The sequence below is a fragment of the Candidatus Kinetoplastibacterium crithidii genome (assembly GCA_027557655.1).
Taxonomy (GTDB): Bacteria; Pseudomonadota; Gammaproteobacteria; order Burkholderiales; family Burkholderiaceae_B; genus Kinetoplastidibacterium; species Kinetoplastidibacterium crithidii_C.
This window is the reverse complement of record CP064915.1, coordinates 102,302-117,713: the sequence shown is the minus strand read 5'-3', so window position 1 is coordinate 117,713 and position 15,412 is coordinate 102,302. Positions and strand designations below refer to the sequence as shown.

At 30.1% G+C, this 15,412-nt stretch carries 13 protein-coding genes, 2 tRNA genes and 1 pseudogene; 6 read left to right on the top strand and 10 right to left on the bottom strand.

From position 1 onward, the window contains the following. Positions 1-66: 66 nt before the first annotated feature. Positions 67-486, top strand: coding sequence for an acyl-CoA thioesterase (locus tag I1N47_00550; protein ID WBF65885.1), 420 nt, complete (start codon positions 67-69; stop codon positions 484-486). Next, entirely contained in the window at positions 473-1,927 is a 1,455-nt protein-coding gene (gene mgtE / locus I1N47_00545; GenBank protein ID WBF65655.1) for a magnesium transporter, read from the top strand. The genes I1N47_00550 and mgtE overlap by 14 nt, the downstream gene beginning before the upstream one ends. Before the next feature lie 14 nt (positions 1,928-1,941). Here mgtE and rsmA read toward each other — a convergent pair whose 3' ends face one another. The 4 genes and pseudogenes from rsmA to I1N47_00525 form a co-directional block, all read right to left on the bottom strand. Then, a complete protein-coding gene (gene rsmA, locus I1N47_00540) occupies positions 1,942-2,727 on the bottom strand; it encodes a 16S rRNA (adenine(1518)-N(6)/adenine(1519)-N(6))-dimethyltransferase RsmA (GenBank protein ID WBF65654.1) in 786 nt (261 codons plus the stop codon). A gap of 30 nt (positions 2,728-2,757) precedes the next feature. Further along, positions 2,758-4,125 carry a peptidylprolyl isomerase gene (locus I1N47_00535; GenBank protein WBF65653.1) on the bottom strand — a complete coding sequence of 456 codons (1,368 nt, stop codon included), beginning with the start codon at positions 4,123-4,125 and terminating at the stop codon, positions 2,758-2,760. Continuing rightward, positions 4,118-6,485, bottom strand: a pseudogene (locus I1N47_00530) (LPS-assembly protein LptD). The gene I1N47_00535 and the pseudogene I1N47_00530 overlap by 8 nt, the downstream one beginning before the upstream one ends. Positions 6,486-6,636: 151 nt before the next feature. Beyond that, positions 6,637-6,712 (bottom strand) — tRNA-Lys (locus I1N47_00525). Positions 6,713-6,916: 204 nt separating this feature from the next. Between I1N47_00525 and I1N47_00520 the strand changes: the two genes are divergently transcribed. The 3 genes from I1N47_00520 to coaD all read left to right on the top strand — a co-directional run bounded on the left by I1N47_00520 (position 6,917) and on the right by coaD (position 9,490). Further along, the gene (locus I1N47_00520; GenBank protein ID WBF65652.1) at positions 6,917-7,204 is read left to right on the top strand and encodes a co-chaperone GroES; all 288 of its coding nucleotides are present in this window, start codon (positions 6,917-6,919) and stop codon (positions 7,202-7,204) included. A gap of 53 nt (positions 7,205-7,257) precedes the next feature. Then, complete coding sequence (gene groL / locus I1N47_00515; protein WBF65651.1) at positions 7,258-8,916, top strand: chaperonin GroEL; 1,659 nt, start codon at positions 7,258-7,260, stop codon at positions 8,914-8,916. Between the two features lie 94 nt (positions 8,917-9,010). After that, a complete protein-coding gene (gene coaD / locus I1N47_00510; protein ID WBF65650.1) occupies positions 9,011-9,490 on the top strand; it encodes a pantetheine-phosphate adenylyltransferase in 480 nt (159 codons plus the stop codon). Here coaD and ychF read toward each other — a convergent pair. From ychF to I1N47_00480, 6 genes are all read right to left on the bottom strand, one after another. Next, positions 9,487-10,578: a redox-regulated ATPase YchF gene (gene ychF, locus I1N47_00505; protein WBF65649.1), complete on the bottom strand. Its 1,092-nt coding sequence runs from the start codon at positions 10,576-10,578 to the stop codon at positions 9,487-9,489. The genes coaD and ychF overlap by 4 nt on opposite strands. Positions 10,579-10,600: 22 nt before the next feature. Further along, complete coding sequence (locus I1N47_00500; GenBank protein ID WBF65648.1) at positions 10,601-11,344, bottom strand: CPBP family intramembrane metalloprotease; 744 nt, start codon at positions 11,342-11,344, stop codon at positions 10,601-10,603. Positions 11,345-11,347: 3 nt separating this feature from the next. Further along, a complete protein-coding gene (gene pth / locus I1N47_00495; protein WBF65647.1) occupies positions 11,348-11,932 on the bottom strand; it encodes an aminoacyl-tRNA hydrolase in 585 nt (194 codons plus the stop codon). A 34-nt stretch (positions 11,933-11,966) separates the two neighbouring features. Beyond that, on the bottom strand, positions 11,967-12,575 hold the full coding sequence (locus I1N47_00490) for a 50S ribosomal protein L25/general stress protein Ctc (GenBank protein WBF65646.1): 609 nt from the start codon (positions 12,573-12,575) through the stop codon (positions 11,967-11,969). Positions 12,576-12,654: 79 nt separating this feature from the next. Continuing rightward, positions 12,655-13,602, bottom strand: a complete 948-nt coding sequence (locus I1N47_00485) for a ribose-phosphate pyrophosphokinase (protein ID WBF65645.1) — start codon at positions 13,600-13,602, stop codon at positions 12,655-12,657. Between the two features lie 58 nt (positions 13,603-13,660). Then, a tRNA-Gln gene (locus I1N47_00480) sits at positions 13,661-13,737 on the bottom strand. An 844-nt stretch (positions 13,738-14,581) separates the two neighbouring features. Between I1N47_00480 and mutM the strand changes: the two genes are divergently transcribed. Next, positions 14,582-15,409: a bifunctional DNA-formamidopyrimidine glycosylase/DNA-(apurinic or apyrimidinic site) lyase gene (mutM, locus tag I1N47_00475; GenBank protein ID WBF65644.1), complete on the top strand. Its 828-nt coding sequence runs from the start codon at positions 14,582-14,584 to the stop codon at positions 15,407-15,409. Positions 15,410-15,412: the final 3 nt, after the last annotated feature.

The window sequence follows — 15,412 nt, the reverse complement described above, 5'->3', positions numbered from 1 at the left end:
AAACATTATAAACCCTAGTTAACTATCATGTAATTTTAATAAAACAAACTACTATATGTTGAGATGATGGAAACATTAAAAATAGAACAAATAAATCATAAAGAATTAATCTTAAAAATTATGCCTATGCCTGCTGATGCTAACGTTAACGGTGATGTATTCGGAGGATGGATAATGTCACAAATAGATTTAGCCGCTTCCGTACCTGCTACTCAAGCTGCATCAGGAAGAGTATCTACCGTTGCCATAAATTCCATGCAATTCATCAGCGCAATAAAAATTGGCGATCTCGTTAATATATTTGCACGCGTTATAAAAACAGGAAGAACATCTGTGACAGTATCGGTAACCGTTTATACAGAAAAAAGACCTTTTCAAAATAATCTAATTAAATCAGCCGAAGCCGTGTTAACATTTGTAGCTACAGATAACAATGGTAAAAGCCGTGTATTACCATCATTTGAAAATCAAAATGACACAAAATAACAATTTAAAAAATAGAACACCTAATGATGCATCATTACGCCGACTTGATACAGAAGATGCACAAAAAGCTTTATTAAAGATTCAGGAGTATTTAAAAAAATATTCATTCATATCAGAAATAGAATCAGACAAAACAATTCTGTCTGTAGAAAAAGATTATATAAATAATTTAGAAGATTTTATAAATAATCTGCATCCAGCAGATATTGCATTTATATTAGAAGCACTGCCTACCGATAAAAGACAACTAATCTGGTCTATAGTAAGAAAGGACTATATCGCAAATATTCTTATAGAAGTAGAAAGCTGGGTTAGAAGTTCACTTATAGAGACTATGTCTATAAGTGAACTTGTTGCAGCCATTAGTAATCTTGATACTGATGAATTAGCTTATATATCTCCTGATTTGCCACCAGAAGCTATTGCTGAAGTTCAAAAAAAACTGAACGATTATGAGCGTTCACAATTAATAGCACTTATGGGTTATCCAGAAGAAAGCGTCGGCGCTTTGATGGATTTTGAATTAATAAAGGTTAGAGAAGATATAACTCTAGAAGTTGTTTTACGATATTTACGCAGACTACAAGAACTACCAGATCACACAGACCAAATATTTGTTGTAGATAGACAAGATAAATTACAAGGTGTTTTGGCGCTAACTACTATATTAGTAAGCGAACCTGATGCAGAAGTAAAAACATTAATGAGTAGTGATTTCCTCACATTAAACCCATTGGATTCTGATATAGATGCAGCTGGAGCTTTTGAAAGATATGATCTTGTATCTGCTCCTGTAATAGATGAAAGTGGAAAACTAATTGGTAGAGTAACTATTGCAGATGTAGTCGATGTCATACAAGAAAACTCACAAGTGCAAGAACTATCCAGAGCTGGACTACAAGAAGAAGATATATTTTCTAATCTAACTACAGCATTAATAAATAGAGCTCCTTGGTTACTAGCCAACTTATTTACAGCATCTATTTCCTCATTCATAGCGTCTAGATTTGAAGGAACTGTGAGTAAACTAGTAATACTAGCTTTCCTTATGTCAATAGTAGCAGGCATAGGTGGTAATTCTGGCAATCAAACAATGACAATGGTAATAAGAGCAATAGCTACTGGTCATATTACTGAAAGAGATCTTTGGCAATTATTAAAAAGAGAAATGCTAGTAGCTTCATTAGTAGGTAGTTGTGGAGGAATAGTAGCGGCTATTTTTGCATGGGCCATGTCTAAATCAATAATGATTGCCTTAGTAATGATGGGAGCTATTATATGTAACGTGTTAATAGGGACTTTAGTTGGAGTCTTAGTACCAGTACTAAGATCTCGTTTTGGAAAAGATCCTGCAATAGGATCATCAGTACTTTTAACTTTTGCAACAGACTCCCTAGGATTTCTAATATTCTTAGGTTTATCAACTATTTTCCTTATATAAAAATACCTTGTTGATTATATAATATTTTTATCGTGTAAAAAATCTGAAATCATTATAAACTTATTTACAGAAAGATTTTCAGCCCTTATTTGAGAATTAAGATCTAAAATTTCCCAATCAAGGTATTTAGACCATTCTCCTAAAGAATTTTTTAAAATTTTTCTTTTTTGTGAAAAAGCTCTAGTTACTAATTGTTTAAATATATTATAGTTTTTGGGCCTAACTCTGTCCAAAGGCAAAGGTTTAATACGAACAAATGATGAAAATACCTTAGGAATAGGATTAAATGAGTCAGGTTTAATATCAAATAATCTCTCAATTTCATAACACTCTTGTAGCATCACAGATAACCGACCATAATTTGAACTAGATGGCTGCGCAATCATCCTGTCAACAACTTCTCTTTGTAACATAAAATGAGCATCAATAATTTGATCACTAAAATCCATAATTTTAAATAAAAATTGTGTCGAAATATTATAAGGCAAGTTACCAATAAGCCTTATTCCTATACTCAAAGTTTTAAAATCAAAATTTAGAACATCAGACTCAATTATTCTAATATTATGATATCTAGAAAATTTGTGTTTTAATATTTTCACTAAATCACGATCTATTTCTATACACAATAAATTACCTACTGAATGAATTAATGGTTCTGTTATTGCCGATAATCCAGGACCAATCTCAACAACATAATCATGTTTAGTAGGTTTAAAAACTGATATAATATTGTGTATTACATTATTATCCACCAAAAAATTCTGCCCAAACCTCTTCCTAGCTTTATGAAAAACCATAATTATAATATATTTTAAACTAAGTATTAATTATAAAAATTTGATATCTATCTGTGACTTTGATTTTATAAATTCAAACCAATTTGAAAATACAGAATCAACTTGTAAATCAAATAAGTACTGATAAGCATAATTACGTTTGTTTCTTTCCGTAATATCAAATATCCTTCTCTTACAAAATTTTAACAAACAATAACCTTCAGGTGAATTAATTACATCTGTAAGATTATTATTACCTAAATCCTTAATAGCCTCTTTAAACTCTGGAATTAAACTATCGATATCAACCCAACCCATATCACCACCTTGGGAAGCATTAATATCTTGAGAATAGTGTTTTGCAGCATCTTTAAAACTAATATTCCCGGATACAATTGCCTCACGAATACGAGACAAATATAAAATAGCATCCTCAGTAGCTGTAGCAAAATTTTTCTTCACTAGTATTTGTTTTAGATATACTTGTTCTATTAAGTTATTGCCAGAAATAGCTGATTCCATATCAGAATCAAGATCTATACTAAGAACTTTTAGGATATGAAATCCATTTTTGCTACGAAAAATTTCACTAATCTGACCTTCAGATAAAAAATTAATATTTTCAATAAACAAATCAGGCCAAAAATATAATGTTTTTTTGCCTAAAAAACCACCAATAGAAGATTCAGGTCCATCAGAGAATTCTCTAGCAATATCAGAAAAATTATCACCAACAAGTAATTTGTTTCGTAAAAATTTAGCTTTATTATAAAGATCCTGAACATCTTCAGATGTAGCATTCTCTGGAACTCTGATTAAAATTTGAGCTAAAGAAAGAACTTGATTATTCTTATTATTACTCATACCTAAATATTTTTTATTAACAAATTTTGATTTTTTTAAAAAAATATCTATATCACTATTAGTAATAACTCTTTTCTCATCCATTATATGTTGACATAAATAGTTTTTATATATGTCATAACGTAACATTTCTAAGTATGAATCCCAACTTATATGCTCTCGTTCTAACTGCAAACGCATCTGATCCAAGTTAAGATTATTACGTATAAGTACATTATCTATAACACTATTAAGATCGCTATTATTTACAAAAATACCTTTTTTATTAGATTCTTGAACTATCAATGCTTTTTCAATAATCCGATTTATGGTATCTTCTCTAAGATTTTTCTTATCTTTCTTAATTCCTTTTTTCTCTAATTCTATAAGAAGATTATGCTCTTCATTTAATAGATCTCTCAAAGTAAAAATTTGATCATTAACAACAAGTGCAATTTTATCGCTAAAAGAAGATTTACAATCAATACTTTTATCTATTGCCATAGCAGAATAATTTACTAATGTAATAAACATTATAGAAAAATACCAAATGACCATTTTTTTTACTTTATGCATATTTATTTATCTCAAAAATATCGCCAAGCTTATTAACTCGTAGTATGATAACCAGGTATGTTTTCCCTCAATAACTTAATAGGGTTCACGCCTAAAGAACCTAGACCTGTAAATTCTATTTGCAAAAATAAAGCTGTATTATACCTAGTAGGATGTTTTTTAGAATGAGCAACTACTCTACCTACCCAGCAATTACCTTTCTTATATTCAATACCTAGTATTGATTGTACCATCTCAGAAGAAACTTTATGAGAATTAGTCTTATTATTTTTCTCAATAAATAGTAAATAATCAAACCTGCAAATACTATAAAAAGATCCATTTATGGGCCATTGAAGAGCTAAACTAATATTATTTTTATGATTAATATATGGTATATAATCTATTCTATTTAGGTTATAATTATAAGATAGATATATATTTTTAAGAGCATTAGGAAAGTAATTTGTTATAAGCGACAATTCACATAATCTATTATTAATATAATTATATTGGACTTGTCCTTCCAATCTAAGATTCTCTGCTAATAAGATTCTCATAGAGGATAAAAATTTTTTCTCATAATCACTATTAATATGTTCACCAGGAATAGAAATACTTCTTGGTTTAAAAAAAAATATTCTTGCTCCTGAAAGAGAAATTCTCTCTAGATCATTTTGAGATTCTAAGAACTTTGTTGTAATAGAAACTGTTATATTATTAGCATTGGATATACGATCCCAGCCTCCAGAATATATGTTTTCTTTGAATAAACTAGAAAAATCAAAATTTGACAAGAAAGTATCATAACATGGGATCTTAGATTGGTTTTTATATGGCACATACAAATAGAAAAATCTAGGTTCTATTATTTGTTTATTATTCTGTCCAAATAAAAAAATATTCCTATAATAACTAGCACCTCCATCTAAAGAAATAATAGGAAGACTTCTAGATATTATTCTATGCCTTACATCTACATCCTTATTAACCCAATATCTAGAAAGATGTATTCCAATTTTAGGTTTAATATAGTATTCGTTCTTATGTAGATTACAATAAACATAAGGATATATTTGTAACCTTGTAACAAAATTCCCTCTAGTAGAATTAACTCTTCTAATATTTGTAATATTAGAATAAATTCTAATATTACTTTGTTTATAACTACACAAATTTCCACAACAAGCAATTTCTGGCAATTTATCAAATAAATCTGTATTAGATAATTCTCGATTTTGTAAAATTTGATTTTTTAAAATCCTGATTTTCCCTTTAAAATTATTAGCATCTAAACTCAACTGACAAGTTTGTAATAAATTTTTTGGAAAAAATCTATTCGACCATATATAATCAAAATCATTAAAATAATCTGCATCTGACACTCTTGAGAAATTAATACTAAGATTAGCAACTTCTGAAATAAAAGCATCACTTTTCCAACTATAAAACCATCTATGTTTATGAATCAAATTATCATAATGCATATAATTAGCAGTAAAATAACCTGATGTATCCTTATGTAAATATCTTAATTCACTCTCAAGCATTAGTCCTCTTCTTGACATAATTCTTGGCCCTATTGTCATATCACATCTATTACTAAAACTAAAATAATACGGCAAACTAATATCTAATCCATCAACAGATGTAATGCCATATGTAGGGAATAAAAAACCAGATTTTGATTCCTTCTCTAAAGGAAGATTTAGATAAGGAAAAAATAGAATTGGAATATTATAAAAATATAAAAAACTATTTCTAGATATCGCCTCATTTTTTCGAAAATCTAGATAAATAGAATCAGACTTGGTATACCAAGTTCTTTTATTACAAGAACAACTAGTATATATAGGATTACTTAGTTTAATTTTTGAAGAGGCAAGCAAATCAACCTGAGCAGATTCAAGATAACTTTTATTTGATTCTATCCATAATTTTGCATCTTTTAATTCACCTATGGATCTTTTAAAATCAAAAAAAAGATCACGACCAATAAAAAAATTCTCTCTATTCAAAATAGTTGAAAATCCATATATATACAAATTACGTTCTAGCCTATTAATAGTAACCAGATCTCCCGTAAAAATATTTTTATTACTAGTAATTCTGGCATTGGACTTTAAAGTTAAATAAGTACCATCTATAACTATATCATCAGCTTCTATTAAAATAGACAGTTTCTGAAATTCTGTTGGAAGATTCAGCCCTAATTGCTTATGCTTGCTTATATTGGTTCTATAGAAATTAATTGCTATCGCCTCATCAGACGATAAAGATAGAACATCGCTACTATAAAAAGAAAATAATGTGTATATTAAAAAAACTAAATACTTGCACACAGCCTCTATCGCCAACAATATTGCAAACCCTACAACCATAAAATCTGGTGTTCACAAAAATTGATGTATACATACAGTTATGCACAATCAATATATGCTATATTAACCAAAAGTTTTAAAAAATTAATATATGTAACATATCTATATAAACTTCAATAAGATCCAATCTATTATAATAATTTACAATGAATGGTGGGCTGTGAGTGACTCGAACACTCGACCTACGGATTAAGAGTCCGCTGCTCTACCAACTGAGCTAACAACCCATTAAATCATTATAGCATAACATTTAGATATATGTATTTATAAAATCTTGTTGTGAATTATATATTTTCTATTATTAATTATTTTTCTAGACCCTCTTGAACAGAAAAATTTAGACCATATATATCTTTCACGATGGCTGGTATAATTTGTTTTTATAAACCAGTTTTTATAGTTTTTATACTAATTTAAAACAGGAGTTTCTTATGGCTTTGCGTCCTCTGCACGATCGTGTAATCGTCAAACGCTTGGACAATGAAAGAAAAACCGCTTCTGGCATTGTTATTCCAGAAAGCGCAGCAGAAAAACCTGATCAAGGTGAAGTACTTTCTGTCGGTCCAGGAAAAAAAACTGAAGATGGTAAAATATTACCAATAGATTTAAAAGTTGGAGATAAAATCTTGTTCGGTAAATATGCCGGCCAAGCAGTTAAAGTAGATGGAGAAGAACTACTAGTAATACGTGAAGATGAAGTATTAGCAGTAATTAATTAATTAATTTAGTAGTTAACTTTAATTAGATAAACTTATATTCAAGGAAGGTTAAAATGACAGCCAAACAAGTTTTATTTGGTGATGATGCTCGAGTACGAATTGTACGCGGTGTCAATACTCTTGCTAATGCTGTAAAAACAACTTTAGGTCCTAAAGGAAGAAATGTTGTAATTGAACGTTCATTTGGAGCACCTACTGTCACCAAAGATGGTGTGTCGGTTGCTAAAGAAATAGAACTAAAAGACAAGATAGAAAATATAGGCGCTCAACTTGTAAAAGATGTTGCTTCAAAAACCTCTGATAGCGCTGGAGATGGAACAACTACTGCAACAGTTCTTGCTCAATCCATAGTGCAGGAAGGTATAAAATATGTTGCTTCTGGATTTAATCCTATTGACTTGAAAAGAGGAATAGATAAAGCAGTAGCTGCAGCAGTAGAAGAACTGAAAAAACAATCGAAACCTATTACTACAAACAAAGAAATTGCACAAGTAGGCTCCATCTCTGCCAATAGCGATAGCTCTATAGGAGATATAATAGCAAAAGCTATGGACAAAGTTGGTAAAGAAGGTGTAATAACAGTAGAAGATGGAAAATCATTAGAAAATGAGTTGGATGTTGTAGAAGGTATGCAATTTGATAGGGGTTATTTATCACCTTATTTTATTAATAATCCAGACAAACAGGTATCAGCTTTAGATGACCCATATATTCTCATATATGATAAGAAAATTAGTAATATTCGAGATTTATTACCATTGTTAGAACAAGTTGCAAAATCTAGCAAACCATTACTAATTCTAGCAGAAGATGTAGAAGGAGAAGCTCTAGCTACTTTAGTAGTAAATAATATTAGAGGAATACTAAAAACAACTGCTGTTAAGGCTCCTGGTTTTGGTGATCGCCGAAAAGCTATGCTAGAAGACATTGCAATTCTTACAGGTGGTGTAGTCATATCTGAAGAGACTGGAATGACTCTAGAAAAAGCTACACTTAACGATCTTGGTCAAGCCAAACGAGTTGAGATAGGAAAAGAAAATACTACTATTATAGATGGAGCAGGCGACACTAAATCTATAGAAGCTCGAGTCAAACAAATTAGAGTTCAAATAGAAGAATCAACATCAGATTATGATAGGGAAAAACTTCAAGAACGTGTAGCAAAATTGGCCGGTGGAGTAGCAGTCATACGTGTTGGAGCTGCAACAGAAGTTGAAATGAAAGAGAAAAAAGCTCGTGTAGAAGATGCTTTGCATGCTACTCGTGCTGCAGTTGAAGAAGGCGTTGTTGCCGGCGGCGGAGTTGCATTACTTCGTGCTAAACAAGCTATCTCTAACCTTAAAGGAGATACTCCAGACCAAAATGCTGGTATACAGTTAATCCTCAGAGCAGTAGAAGAACCTCTACGTACTATTGTCTCCAATGCGGGAGAAGAAGCCAGTATAGTAGTAAATAATGTTCTAAATGGCAAAGGTAGTTATGGATACAATGCTGCTACTGGTGAGTATACTGATCTAGTTGCACAAGGAGTTCTTGACCCTACTAAAGTTACTAGAACTGCTTTGCAAAATGCTGCTTCTGTAGCTAGTCTGTTATTAACAGCAGAAGCTGCAATAGCAGAATTACCAGAAGATAAACCATCAGCACCATCTATGCCTGGAGGTATGGGTGGTATGGGTGGTATGGGTGGTATGGGTGGTATGGATTTCTAAAAACCCTTACTTAATTTGCTTTAAAGAAAAGCATAACTTGCTATATTATAACAAGTTATGCTTTTCTGCTACTATGTATTGTATAAAGACGCATATGATAATTGCTGTATATCCTGGAACTTTTGACCCAATAACCAATGGACATGAAGATCTAATTAAAAGGGCTTCATATCTATTTGATCAAGTTTTTATAGCAATAGCACATAATAATAAGAAAAAACCTCTTTTCACTATTAATGAACGTGTCGATATGGCTAAAAAAATATTAGCTAAATACAAAAATGTAAGCATATATAGTTTTGATGGACTACTTAAAAATTTTGTAGAGAAACACGAAGCTAGAATAATAATCAGGGGTCTCAGAACATTTTCAGATTTTGAATATGAATGCAAAATGGCAAGTATTAATAAACAATTAATAAACAGTGCAGAAACAGTCTTTTTAGCATCTTCAGATCAATTTAAATTTATCTCTAGCACTGTTGTTAAGGAAATAGCATACCTTGGTGGAGATATCAGCAAATTCGTAGTTCCAGCTGTTGAAGAATATTTTCAAAAAAAATTAGTATATTAAACATTAAATAAGAAATTAATTATATCTCCATCTTGAACAATATAATCCTTGCCTTCTGACCTCATTTTACCTGCCTCCTTTGCCTTCAACTCTCCTCTGAAATATATAAAATCTTCGTAAGAAATTGTTTGAGCTCTAATAAAGCCTTTTTCAAAATCAGTATGTATTACACCAGCAGCCTGAGCTGCTGTAGCTCCTATTGGAATAGTCCAAGCATGGACCTCTTTAACCCCTACTGTAAAATATGTTTGCAATCCTAATAACAAGAAAGCTGAACGTATTAGCCTATCTAATCCAGCTTCTTCTACGCCAAAATCATGCAAGAAGATTTTTTTATCTTCTAATGATAAGTCTCCTATTTCTTCTTCTAAAGAAGCACAAATAGATACTAATGGAATATTATTATCAGCTGCATAATTACTAACTGAAGTCAACAAGCTATTTTTTTCAAGAAAACCTTTTTCATCAACATTAGCCACATACATAATAGGTTTATATGTTAAAAAAGAAAATTTCTTTATTATTATTATTTCTTCTTCAGATAATTGTAAAGTTCTTAGAGATTTTCCATTATTAAGATGACTCAAACATAACTTAAGCACATTTATTATATTAGTATTACTTTTATCATTGACAGCAAGCTTATTATATTTGCTCAATGCTTTATCAACAGTACTTAAATCAGCTAAAATTAGCTCTGTCTCTATAACCTCTATATCATGAATAGGATCTACCTTTCCTGCATAGTGGATTATATCAGTATTTTCAAAACAACGAATAACATTGATTATGGCATCAGTCTCACGTATATGAGATAAGAACTTATTACCTAATCCTTCACCACTACTAGCACCAGCTACTAATCCAGCTATATCAACAAATTCTGCAGTTGCAGGTATAATCTTTTCAGGTTTCGCTATTTCTGCTAAGTTATGCAAACGACAATCAGGAACTTCTACTATTCCAATGTTAGGTTCTATAGTACAAAAAGGATAGTTTTCAGCAGCTATCCCAGCTTTAGTCAAAGCATTAAACAATGTTGACTTCCCAACATTTGGCAAACCAACTATACCACAACGTAACGCCATAATTAATTCCAATTAATATAATTCAAACACAAGTTCTATTAGACAAAATCCATATTAATAAAATTGCTCCAGTATTAAATAATCCGTGCACAATTATCGATGAAAATATTCCACTACTGACCCTTATCCAACCTAGAACTAAACCAGATAATAACTGTGGCAGCAATAAAAATGGAATAAAAAACAAATTAAATTTATTATTATCAAATGAAAAATTGAAAACATGTATGAATGCAAACAAAATACTAGATAGATAAAAAATTATTTGATAATATAAAACATAGCAATCCCAATTGAATATAATTGAAAATGAATTCCTCACACGAAAATATACACAAATCAAAATCAATAAAGATAGCAACAACAAATTATAATAACTAGGACCAGTTAATAATAAAAAAAGAAAAAAAGGCAATGTTACAAGAAACTGAACAGGATTGCATAAAAGAATATATCTAAATAACATTTCTTCTATTAACGGAGCCCACAATATTCCGATATATATTGGAATATTTATAACTTCTGTTTTGTGATGAGCTCCTATAATTTTTGCAACATTATAAGATATTGGACCTAATAAAAAAATATTAACGATCAGTAATAAAGTAGTCCAAAACGATAAGATTTTAAACTTGATACAAAAAAAATTATATATATTTATATCACAATTATAATCTTTATGAGTATTTAAATAATTCTTTGGTTTTTTTAAAAAAGCAAAGAATAATAGGACTTCCTTTAAAAATACACTATTCCTATTAAACATTTATCAACTGTTTTTTAATTTATTCCTTACTAATTCAAAATTACCATCCAATATATCAAACATACAATTTAGACAACAATCCATAGCTATATCTATTTGATTTTTCTCAAAAGAATTCGGCTTATCAAGCACAAAATCTGAGACTAACTGTTTACTATTTGAAGATCTAGGATGACCTATACCAATACGAATACGCCAAAATTCACTACCCATAACCTTCTGTATTGATCTTAGACCATTATGACCAGCACTTCCCCCATTATATTTCACTCGAATATCACCAGGCTGAAGGTCTAGCTCATCATGGATAACTAATATACTTTCTGGATTGATTTTATAAAAATTAACTAATTTATGAAGAGCAACCCCAGAATTATTAATATATGTAGAAGGTTTAAAAAATATAATGCTATTACTATTATGATAAGTCTTAGAAATCAAGCCATCAAAATATTTATCATAAACAAAATTAACTTTTAGCGCTTCCGCAAAAATATCTAGTAACCAAAAGCCAGCATTATGACGAGTATTTAGGTACTCAGGACCAGGATTACCTAAACCTACAATTAAACGCAAAGTTGTATTCATTTGTAAAAACAATTAACTCAAAGCAAATTTAAAGTTATTCACTCTTATTCTCTTCAACTTTTTGTTCTTCATCATCAATATTCTCATTAACAAATGCTGTTGCTAACAAAGGATCTGGATCACTACCATTATACGAGACCCCATCAGGTAAGACAAGATCAGAAAAATGGACAGAATTTCCTAGCTCAATATTTGATAAATCAATTTCTATGTATGGTGGTAATACCGCAGGCAAACAGGAAATTTCTAATTCAGTCACAACATGATTGATTATCGCTCCTCCTAATTTAACAGCAGGAGATATTTCTGCATTCAAGAAATGTAAAGGAACCTTAGTATTAATATTCTGATTTGCACTTACAAGTTGAAAATCAACATGTAAAACCTGTTGTTTATAAGGATGCCATTGGACAGAGCGCAGTATTACCTGTTGAACTTTCTTATTATTAAGAATATTCATATTCAAAATGGAAGAATGAAACTCTTCCTTGCGCAATGCATGATATATATAATTATGATCGAGTTCTATGTTTAATGGCGATGAATTTTTACCATAAACTATTGCAGGAATACGTCCTTTATTGCGCAGGTGGCGGCTCGCACTCGTACCATGAACGCTACGTAATGTGGCATCAAATTTCACAAAAAACTCCGAATAAATATTTATAAAAAATTTAAAAGATTTTATATATCGCGACCAACATGTAAAATCATAAAACTAACTACGAAAACAAAGAACCAACAGATTCTGCATTACAAATTCTCAATATAGTCTTACCTAAAAGAGAAGCACATGATAACTGCCTTATTTTGCTAAAATCTTTTGCCTCTTTAGACAAAGGTATTGTATCAGTAACTACCAACTCATCCAAAACAGATGAGTCTATTAATGATGGAGCATTTCCAGATAAAACTGGATGTGTACAATATGCATAAACAGATTTCGCCCCATGATCTTTTAGCGCAAAAGCAGCTTTACATAAAGTTCCTGCAGTATCTACCATATCATCCACAAGAATGCAATTTCTATTATTAACTTCACCAATAATATTCATTACTTCAGAAACATTTGGACTAGGACGACGTTTATCAATAATAGCAAGATCAGCATTTAAATGCTTTGCTAAATCTCTTGCCCTAACAACACCTCCTATATCTGGAGAAACAACAACTATATCAGTTAAATCTTTTTTTCTTATATCTTCTATTAAGATAGGAGCAGCATAAATATTATCAACAGGAATATCAAAAAAACCTTGAATTTGCTCGGAATGTAAGTCCATAGTCAATACACGGTTTACTCCAACACTCTGCAACATATTGGCAACTACCTTAGCGCTTATAGCTACTCTGGCAAATCTAGAAATTCTATCTTGTCTAGCATAGCCAAAATAAGGAATAGCCGCTGTAATACGACCAGCCGAAGCTCTATGCATTGCGTCAGCAATAACCATAATTTCCATCAAATTATCATTAGTTGGAGCGCATGTAGGTTGCAGAACAAATATATCCTGACCTCTAACATTTTCCTCTACTTCAACCATAACTTCTCCATCTGAGAAACGACCTATTGTCATATTTCCCAAAGAAGAACCTAAGTAATTAACAACATCCATAGCCAATTTATTATTAGCTGTGCCTGTAAAAACCATAAAATTATGTTTTGTCATAACAAAGTTCGTAGAAATAGTTTTTGAAAAATGGCTCCTACTATAACCAATTATTTATTGGCTGGGGAGGAAGGATTCGAACCTTCGAATGCCGGAATCAAAATCCGGTGCCTTAACCAACTTGGCGACTCCCCAATAATTTAAATAGTAACCAATTCTTTATAGTGAATGAATATCAAGACTAGAACAAGACCTACAAAAAAATAAACTTCAAATTCTTTAAGATTCCATTTCCTATATTCATTATAGTATTTATTTTCCTTTCTGCCAAAAAGGCATTACCAAGTATATTATACTTTACAAATATATGACCAAGAACAAACGTCCAAATAAAACCACACTTTTTACAAAATCGACTCTTTTTCTGACTACAGGAAAACTATTATGAATGACATACCATAAATCATCCTTGCTAAAAAACTTAAAGCTTCATAAGCTTCATAATTGTAACCTGATTTAATTTTTTTTTCAAAGAAAATTGACTAAATATTCTTATATTTATGTAAATATTTGACTCAACTAGTGGATATACCATAAATCAGTTTTATCAATAAAAAATTAGCCATGCTTTTTCCTATTACATCAAATAACTTAAAAAATAATATAATTTACAAAAATTATATTAAACATAATAAACATGAATTTCAAATTAAATATAATTTTTTAATATGAAACAATACTTATATAACATTATCACTATATCTCAAATAATTTCTGTCTTATCATAGAATAACTCTAGTATCTAAAAGGCATATTTTATATTTGCAAAATCTATAGGTATAGGTTATATCTAGCATATAGGAATTATACTCCATAGATTATAATAGCAAAATACATTATAAAACATTAATAAGATTATGTTAAAAACTCATAATTATATAAATATTAATTATTTTTTACTTAAATAAAGATAATATAAATTACATATATTATTCCTAAGTAAATTAATTATTATAATGTTAAATCAAGTAGATTAAAGATGCCAGAATTACCAGAAGTAGAAATAATAAAACAAGAATTACACAATAAAATTACAAATAAACAATTAAAAAAAATTGTTGTTCGAGAAAACCGTTTTCGTTGGCCTGTCAGACAAGATTTAAATAAGATCTTAGAAAACAAGTTAATTATAAATTGCACACGAAGAGGCAAATACTTATTAATTCATTTTGAACATGGAATACAGTTAATACACCTGGGAATGTCAGGATCATTAAAACTTAGCAAAGAGAATGATGTTTTAGCAAAACATGATCACATAGAATGGTTTTTTGAAAATTTTTCTCTTAGGCTAAATGATCCTAGAAGATTCGGTGCTGTTATATGGCACTCTAAAGAAGATGGTTCCATAGAAGAACATCCTCTAATAAAAAACCTAGGGCTAGAACCATTTTCTAAAGAATTAGATGGACAATATTTGTTCGATCAATTAAAAAAACGTAATTGCTCAATAAAACAAGCGCTACTTAGCGGAAAAATTGTAGTAGGAACTGGCAATATTTATGCATCCGAAAGTTTATTCAAAGCACAAATCAATCCTATGAAAATAGCTAGAACACTTTCTTTCAAAGAATGCGACTTACTCGCAAACGCAATAAAAAATATTCTTTATATTGCGATAGACTCAGGAGGTAGTTCTTTAAAAAACTTTGTAAATACTAATGGTATATCTGGTAGATATATAGAGCAACATGCTTGTGTATATAATAAAGAAGGTGAAAAATGTGTTGCTTGTCATAAAAACTACATCATAAAAATTTTTCAAAACAAAAGGTCAACTTATTATTGCCCAAATTGTCAAAACTAATTA

Coding starts and splice junctions, on each gene's coding strand:
- mutM (WBF65644.1), top strand. CDS start 14,582: ATGCCAGAATTACCAGAAGTAGAAATAATAAAACAAGAATTACACAAT.
- I1N47_00485 (WBF65645.1), bottom strand. CDS start 13,602: ATGACAAAACATAATTTTATGGTTTTTACAGGCACAGCTAATAATAAA.
- rsmA (WBF65654.1), bottom strand. CDS start 2,727: ATGGTTTTTCATAAAGCTAGGAAGAGGTTTGGGCAGAATTTTTTGGTG.
- groL (WBF65651.1), top strand. CDS start 7,258: ATGACAGCCAAACAAGTTTTATTTGGTGATGATGCTCGAGTACGAATT.
- I1N47_00520 (WBF65652.1), top strand. CDS start 6,917: ATGGCTTTGCGTCCTCTGCACGATCGTGTAATCGTCAAACGCTTGGAC.
- I1N47_00550 (WBF65885.1), top strand. CDS start 67: ATGGAAACATTAAAAATAGAACAAATAAATCATAAAGAATTAATCTTA.
- mgtE (WBF65655.1), top strand. CDS start 473: ATGACACAAAATAACAATTTAAAAAATAGAACACCTAATGATGCATCA.
- I1N47_00535 (WBF65653.1), bottom strand. CDS start 4,125: ATGCATAAAGTAAAAAAAATGGTCATTTGGTATTTTTCTATAATGTTT.
- coaD (WBF65650.1), top strand. CDS start 9,011: ATGATAATTGCTGTATATCCTGGAACTTTTGACCCAATAACCAATGGA.
- I1N47_00500 (WBF65648.1), bottom strand. CDS start 11,344: ATGTTTAATAGGAATAGTGTATTTTTAAAGGAAGTCCTATTATTCTTT.
- pth (WBF65647.1), bottom strand. CDS start 11,932: ATGAATACAACTTTGCGTTTAATTGTAGGTTTAGGTAATCCTGGTCCT.
- ychF (WBF65649.1), bottom strand. CDS start 10,578: ATGGCGTTACGTTGTGGTATAGTTGGTTTGCCAAATGTTGGGAAGTCA.